Source organism: Legionella spiritensis (assembly GCF_900186965.1).
GTDB lineage: Bacteria > Pseudomonadota > Gammaproteobacteria > Legionellales > Legionellaceae > Legionella_C > Legionella_C spiritensis.
In genome coordinates this window covers 279,754-288,954 of record NZ_LT906457.1, presented here as the reverse complement: position 1 = coordinate 288,954, position 9,201 = coordinate 279,754, and the positions used below count along the sequence as shown (strand labels likewise).

The following is a 9,201-nucleotide window of genomic DNA, read 5'->3' as shown; positions in this document are numbered from 1 at the left end:
ACCTACAATAATGTCATGGTTCAAAGCATGGTTAAAAAAATTTGGACATCAGGCACCTGATAACATTCCAAAAGTGATAATCCCCCCTCAAAAAAAGAACCCTAACGCGGAGTTTTACAAAAACTATTTCTCGCTCATCGCCAAAGGCGTCCGGCTTAAACTGGTCGAAGCCATGTTCAGTCTGAATCTCTTTGCATTATTTGAAAACAAAACCCGCGTTTCCGAAAGCGAGATCATAGAAAAACTGGGGTTAATGCCTGTCCGCGCTAAAAAATGGCTGCACCTGCTTTGCTCCGAGCGTTTTCTAATCAAAGTGACCGGCAATGATTATCAGCCGTCCTATCAGCTGCCTGATGAGTTCATCAAACTCATGCGCAGCGACCGATGGTGGGGAATACAATTCTTTTTTTCTACCTGGCAAGTGGGTTCGGATGAAGATCTGACCGATGTATTGCAATCCGGCCAGGTTAAAACAAGCGTGTCATGGCCTCCCCAAACGGATGACGAAGCCTGGTGGCTGGAGGACTGGATGACAAAAACGGCGGAGCAGCCCGTTCAGGCTCTGCTAGAAAGCATCAACTTCAAAAAAGTGCACCATGTCCTGGATGTCGGAGGCGGCGACGGCACGATGGCCTGCGCGTTCGTGACAGCCTACCCCCATTTAAAAGCCACGGTCTATAACCTGCCCAAACCTGCGGAAATGGCAAGAAGAAATATTGAAGCCAGGGAATTACATCATAAAGTCCGCGTACTGGAAGCTGATTTTATTAAAGAGGATGCCTTTCCGACAGGTTTTGATCTCATTGTGTTTACACGGGTTCTGTTTGACTGGGACGAGTCTGTGGACAGAAAATTGTTGCGAATGGCCTATCAGGCTTTGCCCAGAAATGGCCTGGTTGCCATTTGTGAATTTTACAAGGAAGAAAACAATGACCGCTGTCTCTCGGCGGAGTATCGCTATATTTTTCATGATGACTTCACCCCGCACGTGATGAAAACCGCGGCAACCTATCGCGCCATGCTGGAAAAAATCGGTTTCACTATCGTGCGCCCCAACACGGAAGGCAAGCAGGCTTTTACCTATTGCTCCGTGATACTGGCCCGGAAATGACTGTCTTGCGGATCTACGTCGTTGATTGCACATACCGGCTATTTTCTATATTCTCATTTTTATCACGCTCCATCAAAGCCATAGGATATGAGTCAGAAACACTCCGGGAAACAACATACTCCATATTATGGAGAAGATCGCGATCATTCAGACACGTCCCGGCACATAAAATATAACGCCAGATTCTATGACAATTATTTTTCCCTCATTGCGGATGGTGCACGTCTGAAACTTGTGGAACCTATGTTCAAGCTCAATGTATTTGCTTTATTTGAAAACAAAAAATACGTCCTGGAAAGTGATATCATAGAACAACTGGATCTGATGCCCATACCAGCTAAAAAATGGCTGCACCTTCTCAGCGCCGAGCAATTTTTAATTAAAGTGACCACTGCAAATTATCAACCGGCCTATCAGTTACCGGACGAATTTATCCGTCTTATGCGCAACAAGGAAGGCTGGAAATGGATGCAGTTCTTTTTTGCGAACTGGATGACGGCGGCGGATGAAAACTTGAAATCCGCATTGCAATTCGGCCAGGTTAAAAAAAGATTTTCCTGGCCTCCCAAAACGGATGAGGAAATCGCGTGGCTGGAAGACTGGATGGCGAAAACAGCCGTTCAGCCAACGCACTGCCTGCTGGAATACATCCATTTTAACGACGTGGCAAACGTTCTGGATGTCGGAGGCGGCGATGGCACGATGGCCTGCGCGTTTGTGACAGCCTACCCCCATTTAAAAGCCACGGTCTATAATCTGCCCAAAGCTTCGGAACTAGCAAGAAAAAATATTGCAGCCAGGGAGTTAAGTCATAAAGTTAGCGTCGTTGGAGCCGATTTTATTAAAGAGGATACCTTTCCGGCAGGTTTTGATCTCATTATGTTTACAAGGGTTCTGTTTGACTGGGACGAGTCTGTGGACAGAAAATTGTTGCGAATGGCCTATCAGGCTTTACCCGAAAATGGTCAGGTTGCCATTTGTGAATTTTACAAGGAAGAAAATGACGACAGTTGCCTTGTCGCGGAATACCGTTATCTTTTTTATGATGATTTTCCGGTGAGAATGGTAAAACCTGCGGCGGAATATCGGGCGATGCTCGAAGAAACCGGTTTTGTTATTGAGATACCGAATACGGTAAAAAAACAACCGCTATACGACTGCACGTTAATACTGGCTCGAAAACCGATCCAGAAGTAAATTCAATCTTGGCGAGGCACTAGGCTCCGTGAACAAAAATTTTCACAGCTGCAAATACGGCTAATTGGCGCCATTTTTTTGCGAAAAGGCCGTAGCCCGTAAGGAGGCCTGCGGCCGTATTGCGGGTTTGATGTGCCACTTATGAACGTTATCCCGCATTACGGCTTCGCCTTCATGACGGGCTACAAGAAATTATTAGTTGTTGCGCAACTATAGTTGTCTTGTTTTCGAGCGGAAAAAATTGGTTCACGGAGCCTAGGCATGCGTCATGCAGGAATACAACAATCTTCGTCCTTCGTGGGGTTGCTTGCCATGTATAAAAGTAAAGTTATCCACGATCATAAAATCCCCTTTTTCCCAGAATAAAACGCTCGTATGCTGCCGGATAACCTGCTGAATTGTCGTAATTTCATCCGCAGTAAAAGGTTGTCCGTTGCCATAGTGGCATACCATAGGCAGCATGTCATTTGTTATTAAATACCGGGTGGCCAGGTATTTCCAGGAACGCAGCGCGTTTATATCACCATAAAGCGCATTGGCGTAAAAATTCAGATAGTCCGATGAATTAAACCATACCATTTGCTCGGTAACGGGATGCTTGCGGGCGCCGGGTAAATGATTTAATACCACCAGATCCTTACCATGGTTGACCCAATCCCAACGGACTTTTTCCCCGGTTAAGCGCTCTTCTATTGTTATTTTGTCATCGCTGCCAAAATACTCCGGCCAGCTTCGCACGCTTTTGTCATTCAACAATTTTTTAAGCACGTACCGCTTCATTGATTGCCCGTGAAAAAATTGCCGGTAGAGAACACCATGCGACATGATTTTCTCTTGCACCGGTTTGGGCATATCCTGCCAAACGGCTTGTGCGTTCGCAAAGATTGTGCCACCTCCTTTTTCAGCCGGGGTAACACAGCAAAAATAAATATGATTTGGCGGATTTTCCGATCGTGGTTTTTCATGATGCAGCGGCAAGGGAATGTCGGGAGGCAGATCGCTTGAGGTATAAATATTGTTGGGCAGCAACGTTCTTGCCAAATCGTAATCTTTCGTGCTGCCTCTTTTGCCCAGCCCGCATAATTCTATCGCTTGCGAGAAATAGTCCGCGTCGCGACAGGCAAAACCCCGAAATAAAACCGCGCCATATTGATGAAGGGATCCAATAATGTCATCGTGATGATCGGCTATCACATCCAGCAAGGGCGTTTCATCGTTTGTTGCATGCTGAAAAGAGGCCGTGATCACTGGTATGTTCATACCCGGGACAACAATCGTATCCACAATCATTTTTTCTCTGGTTTTTATCATTACTTCATAGCCTCTAAAACAATGGGCTGGGTTTCGTAATACAACTTGCCATCGTATTTACGATCGCAAATCGTTTGAAAAATATGTAGCAAATCGTCAACAAGATCAGGTACGGTTTCTTCCGGCATGGCTTTTATAAATGGCAAGGTGAGCACCAGAGATTTAAAGTAATTCAGATCCGGAAAATACACCGCGGTGGTTTTTAATTCCACTTTGGCTTTTTTAAAAGGAATTTGATTAAGATTATTCAGTACATAATAAAAATAGGCATTGTTTTCATTATTGATAGCCTTGTAACGCTTTGTGAGTGCCGGATAACGATTCTGTTTCGCCAACTCCGAACACGTTTGAAAAACGCTGTTATCCGAAAACGAGGAAAAAATAGCATAAAACCTTCCGCCATTTTTTAACGCATGGAAAATATTAGGGAACGTTCTGGAGAGATCCGTCCAATGAAGACACCAGAAAGAAAGAACAAAATCATAGTCCATGGCAGGCTGGAACGTTTCGATATTATCAACCTCAAAGGATAAATTGTCTCGCGCCCAACGTGTTCTGGCATGACTAATCATCTCTTCGGAATTGTCAATACCTAGAATACGACCATGCGTCACCTCTTCTGCCAGCAGGGCGCTGTATTGCCCATCTCCGCAGCCTGCGTCAAGAATATTGCCAAACGGCTTTATTTTAAAATCCTTGCGAAAGGCGTTACTGGTCTCAATTTGAAAATAATTTCCCTGAATATATTTTTCAGGTTCCCACCCCATAGTTAACCTCCAACACCCATCATTCACTTCGCGGGAATCCGTTCCTTCTTCTGTCACCCGTCATTACGGCAAACAAACCTGCTTGCCCACAACCGTAAAATAATTTACCCCGCGGATATCAGGCGTATATGCCCTCTCTATTTAATATAGGTCAATATTTGAACCTTATTGCACTAGGCTCCGTGCATGGAACCTGGAATAAAAAATAACAATAATATATTATCCGCCTTTCAATAACAGGATGACATGTCAATCAAGACACATGAATTAAGTCATTATGAGAAGTAAATTTTTTGTAGAAAATAAAACAACCCGCAAAGAAAAATCGCTTGAGGAACAATCACCTTACCGAAAATTTCGGACTAACTTGTTAAAAAATACTGTTTTGGCCATTACCACCGTTCCCGCAGAAGGAATGGCTTTGCGTCGGATTTTTTATGTTCTTGAACATCCCAAAGCCGTTCCTGTGCCTTACCTTGCTACTTTAAAAACTATTGGTCCAAAAGGCCTTTTTTCCGGCCCTCTAAGTAGAAGTGCCTATTGTCTGACCGGCAATTTTGCGACTCTTCAAGGGATACATTATTTTGGTTCGGACTATAAAGGAATGTTTTTAACAACCCTGTTTAAAAATAGCATTATACCTGTTTTTCTGATAAGCAATGCGCGTCAAACCGGCCTTAATTTTTCACAAACACTTTCCTATGTAAATACCAATATCAAATATCCTGTCGTACATGCCTCGTTTTTTTTCAGAAACCTGGTTGCCAATTCCTGTCTGCCTCCAGGTTTTTTTGTCAGAAACTATAGTTATCAAGCGTTAGGTGAATCCAATACAACCATCCCGACGCTGCTTGGTTTTGGTACTTCGGTCTTTGCCTCAACAATAATAAATGCCTTTTTGAAACCTTTTTTTACAGGGGCTTATCCTCTGTCAAATCGCTATATGGCAGCCTGGCAATTTCCCGGCATAATACCGCTCTTATTTCGCGAAAGCGCCTCCCTGGGACTGATATTTGGCAATACATCTCCTCAAAAAAAAGGGGCTGCACTAGACAGGGAAGTAGATGCTGATTGTGAAGAAAATTCCCCGCCAGCACCTGTAATCAAATAACCATCTTCCGCCAGAGGCTGGTTGGCATGTCACGTGGATAATTGGGTGTAAACACGCCTTTTTTGGCAGCCCTATTAATCGCCCAACTTTGCATTGATATTCTTGCCTTCGCGCCAAATACCATCCCAGTCAACCGGTGATTTTCGGGCTAGCACCTGGCAGCGTTCAATATATACCGCAGCTAGTTTATCGCCCGGATAGGCGGGAGTAAGCGTGGTGAACATCCGGATACTTTTTTCCCAAAGCCCCTTTTGATACAGCATAAAGGCTTTTTCAAACTCGTTCTTGTGTTGCTCAAGATTTACAAGATTTTTAGCGGTAATCAATTCATAAATAGCGATACTTTCCTGCTTGCCTCGCACGGCAACCTCATCCAGAAAACGAAAAGGAAATTGTCCGGATACCTGATTGAATGTGGCGTGACTGACGATGATTTGCGCGTGATAATTTTTATTAATCGCCTCCAGACGGCTCGCCAGATTGACCGAATCCCCCAAGGCCGTATAACTCAATCGATCCTCAGAGCCTACGTTACCGACAACCGCTTCTCCCGTGTGAATACCGATTCTGATAGTAAACTCCGGAAATCCCTGCCGCCTGTTTTTTTGATTTAATTTTTTTAGCTTATCCAGCATGATTATTGCTGTTTCACAAGCATGCAAAGCGTGATTTGTATCTTTTTCGGGCGCATTCCATATTGCCATCACCGCATCACCAATGTACTTATCAAGCGTACCTTCATACTGTATCACCGCTTCCGTCATGGCTTGAAAATAATCGGATAAATAGGTCATGAGTTTTTGAGGCGAGGTTGATTCTGAAATGGCGGTAAAATTTTTAATGTCGGAAAATAAAATGGTAATCGTCTGATTTTGCCCGCCTACCTGCGCGATTTTTCCGCTGCGCATTAATTTTCTTACCAGAGCGTTGGGCACATAACGCTGAAAAGACGTTAAACTGGAGCGTAATGTCGATAATGCTTTATCCATAAAACTGATTTCCTTGATCATGGTTTTGAGCAAGGGTCTTGGCTTCAGATCAAGCATTGTCAGTTCTTCTGCTTCCTTCGTGAGTTGCATAATCGGGTGCGAGATTCTTTGTGACACGATACGAACCAGCAATGTACCCAACAACAAAACCATAACGGTTAAAAAGATATAGCGCTTGCTTAAATTTCTTAACGGTTCTATCACATCATTCTCGGGAACGATGATAATAATGTGCCAGGGATATTTACCTTTCATATTTAATAAAGGCTGATAGGCCAGAAAATATTTTTGATCCTTGTGAGTATACGATTTGATTAGAGGATACAAACTCTTGATATCCAGCTTTTCAAGCGGAATATTCAGCTTTTTTATCCACTCGGGGGTTAATGTCTTGCCACGGATGTCTTCGTGTTGATGAGGACTACGAAAAGCAATGACATTTGCCTCGTTATTGACGACATATATCATTGTATTTTTAGTCAATTCCAATTCCCTGATAAAATGCTGTAACCCATCCACGGTCAGATCAAGCGCAATCACACCATTAAGATCGTTATGGTTATTGTAAATCGGCGCCGCGGCAGTAACACCCGGCACGAGAAAATCACTTTTATCAAAGACGTAAAAGGTGTACACGTTTGTCCATATGGGCTTTCCACTCTCGGCAGCCTCCCGGTACCAGGGGCGGACTCTGGGATCATAATGGCGGGTAAGTAATTTTTTTTGAATAATTTTTCCCTGTTTATCCATGGTGTAGCGAACATTGACCGGAGGCGATGATGAATTGACCACCTGCGTTAACCCGATGTTTCCTTTTTCCTCCCGATCTACCCCTATAAAATCACCCTTTGCTGTCCCATAGTAAACCATGAAGATCTCCGGGTTGTATCTTATTGAATCAAAAAGGAATTTTTTAAATTGCTCCGTATTGTCAGGGCTGACAATACCCGTGTTAATGGCGTTTTTTATTTTAATTAAATCCTTGTTTAAAGGGTTCAGGTAAACCTGAAACCGTTCCTTGACCAACATGGACGTTTGGGTAATTAACTCCCTGGCACTGCTGCTTAACACCTTATTGAACGCAAAGTAATTAATTCCAATGATAGTAAATCCCACCAGGCTTAACAAAAGCACAAACAAGGTGATAATGCTGAGACGTATGCTGATCTTAAAACTATTCATCATAATTTTTTCTTTTATTGAAAGATACAAACCTTGTACGTTTATCAAACAGAATGTTTGTTTCCTTGAATAAGCATAGTTCATAATAACAACAGAACCTGGGGAGTCATGGTGTTAAATAGTCTTTTATGGCAGAGTTATAGGAGTCAACGACAACCTTCAATAAAAATGCACAAGCGGCTGGCCCTATTACTATTAGCATTATTATGCCTGACAAGCTGCGGCCTCGGGAGTGAAAAAAGCGTGCCGCGGATTACCGCGCCCAAACGCTTTCCCTCGATGGACAAGCAATACCAGCTTCACCGTAACGAGCCTGAATATGCCTGGTGGCAACCATTCCGAAACAGCGAATTAAATCGACTGATCGCATGCGGACTTCGGCATAACCCTGATATCCATATCGCCCTGGCCAATCTGGAGCAGGCTCGCGGCGAACTCAAACAGGTGAAACTAAACTGGATCCCCTTGCTCAATGTCTACGGCGGCTATTCAACCAATCCGGCTCTTGGCGTTCCCGGTGGTTTTTATGGTGTCTGGCCGTACTATGCCCTTAACATAATGGAATTGTTCACCAGACAAAAAAAATTACAATATAATCTTGCTTATCAGGCTGCCCAGGTGGATGGTGTACGCCTGGTGCTGATTGGACAAATTGCCTCGGCGTATTTCACCTTGCTGGCTGAAAGGGAACAACTTCGTTTATTAAATCAGTTAACAGGGGATGTGCGGAAATTAATTACCCTTAGCCGTAAAAATATTACGATTGGTTTAAGCAACGACATTGATTTGGACAAGCTACTGGTCACGGAAAAACTCGTTGAGGCGCAACGCAAACCCGTAGAACATAATATTGTCGTCAGTCAAAACGCGTTGCGTTTCCTGGTAAACTTAAATCCCGGACAGATAAAAACAGCCCATTCATTCCCGGAAATCGAATTTAGCCGTTTTAAACCGGGCAGCCTGCCGGCAACGGTTTTAAATAATCGACCGGACGTCAAAATGGCGTATTTTGCGGTCAAGCGCGATCATGCCGGCATTGCCGTAGCCTACAGCAATTTTTTTCCTGCCTTGCAACTTGACGATTTCATTGGCGAGGCGCATTTGCCAAACAGCACGTTTGAACAGGCAACCGACGCCTATCTGCAGAGCACCCTGGTGCCCGGCACGCTTGGCCTGATACAAGCCAAAAAAGGCGTTTATCGCGCGAGTGCGGCGGAATATGTCAAAACCGTACGGCGCGTTTTACGCGACGTAGACAATGATTTTTCCGCCAATAAACGAGCCAATGAACAATACCAGGCAACCCTGGATGCCGAAAAATCCTACCGCCACGAATATCAATTACAAAAGGGGTTATACCATACCGGTTTGATTTCCTATAAGGAATTGTTAGATAGTAAGATTTATCTGGACGAATTGGCGCTGACCCGCAATCAGGCCAAGTTACAACTGGCGATGTCGCTAATCATGCTGTATCAGGATTTAGGCGGGGGATACGCCGCACAAGGATGAAAACAAGGGACAATCACTAAT

General features: G+C 44.0%; 7 protein-coding genes. 4 read left to right on the top strand and 3 right to left on the bottom strand.

Annotation, left to right across the window (positions count from 1 at the left end; all coding sequences use genetic code 11):
- Positions 1-10: 10 nt before the first annotated feature.
- Complete coding sequence (locus tag CKW05_RS01415; RefSeq protein WP_058483260.1) at positions 11-1,111, top strand: methyltransferase; 1,101 nt, start codon at positions 11-13, stop codon at positions 1,109-1,111.
- 87 nt (positions 1,112-1,198) lie between these two features.
- A complete protein-coding gene (locus CKW05_RS01410; protein ID WP_058483261.1) occupies positions 1,199-2,308 on the top strand; it encodes a methyltransferase in 1,110 nt (369 codons plus the stop codon).
- A gap of 255 nt (positions 2,309-2,563) precedes the next feature.
- Here the strand turns inward: CKW05_RS01410 and CKW05_RS01405 are convergent, their stop codons facing one another.
- Together CKW05_RS01405 and CKW05_RS01400 are read right to left on the bottom strand one after the other, a co-directional pair.
- Positions 2,564-3,619, bottom strand: a complete 1,056-nt coding sequence (locus CKW05_RS01405; protein ID WP_231950654.1) for a TauD/TfdA family dioxygenase — start codon at positions 3,617-3,619, stop codon at positions 2,564-2,566.
- Positions 3,619-4,386 (bottom strand): methyltransferase domain-containing protein, encoded by a 768-nt coding sequence (locus tag CKW05_RS01400; protein ID WP_058483262.1) that lies wholly within the window; start codon positions 4,384-4,386, stop codon positions 3,619-3,621. Before CKW05_RS01400 ends, CKW05_RS01405 begins: the two co-directional genes overlap by 1 nt.
- A 277-nt stretch (positions 4,387-4,663) precedes the next feature.
- On the opposite strand from CKW05_RS01400, the gene CKW05_RS01395 reads away from it, so the two are divergent.
- Positions 4,664-5,497, top strand: a complete 834-nt coding sequence (locus CKW05_RS01395; protein ID WP_058483263.1) for a hypothetical protein — start codon at positions 4,664-4,666, stop codon at positions 5,495-5,497.
- 74 nt (positions 5,498-5,571) lie between these two features.
- On the opposite strand, the gene CKW05_RS01390 is transcribed toward CKW05_RS01395, so the two are convergent.
- Positions 5,572-7,671, bottom strand: a complete 2,100-nt coding sequence (locus CKW05_RS01390) for an adenylate/guanylate cyclase domain-containing protein (RefSeq protein WP_058483312.1) — start codon at positions 7,669-7,671, stop codon at positions 5,572-5,574.
- A gap of 165 nt (positions 7,672-7,836) precedes the next feature.
- Between CKW05_RS01390 and CKW05_RS01385 the strand changes: the two genes are divergently transcribed.
- Positions 7,837-9,180 (top strand): TolC family protein, encoded by a 1,344-nt coding sequence (locus tag CKW05_RS01385; RefSeq protein ID WP_058483264.1) that lies wholly within the window; start codon positions 7,837-7,839, stop codon positions 9,178-9,180.
- Positions 9,181-9,201 lie beyond the last annotated feature (21 nt).

Bases quoted from the DNA above. Each gene is read 5' to 3' on its own strand.
- CKW05_RS01415 (WP_058483260.1), top strand. From the start codon at position 11: ATGTCATGGTTCAAAGCATGGTTAAAAAAATTTGGACATCAGGCACCT.
- CKW05_RS01410 (WP_058483261.1), top strand. From the start codon at position 1,199: ATGAGTCAGAAACACTCCGGGAAACAACATACTCCATATTATGGAGAA.
- CKW05_RS01405 (WP_231950654.1), bottom strand. From the start codon at position 3,619: ATGATAAAAACCAGAGAAAAAATGATTGTGGATACGATTGTTGTCCCG.
- CKW05_RS01385 (WP_058483264.1), top strand. From the start codon at position 7,837: ATGCACAAGCGGCTGGCCCTATTACTATTAGCATTATTATGCCTGACA.
- CKW05_RS01390 (WP_058483312.1), bottom strand. From the start codon at position 7,671: ATGATGAATAGTTTTAAGATCAGCATACGTCTCAGCATTATCACCTTG.
- CKW05_RS01395 (WP_058483263.1), top strand. From the start codon at position 4,664: ATGAGAAGTAAATTTTTTGTAGAAAATAAAACAACCCGCAAAGAAAAA.
- CKW05_RS01400 (WP_058483262.1), bottom strand. From the start codon at position 4,386: ATGGGGTGGGAACCTGAAAAATATATTCAGGGAAATTATTTTCAAATT.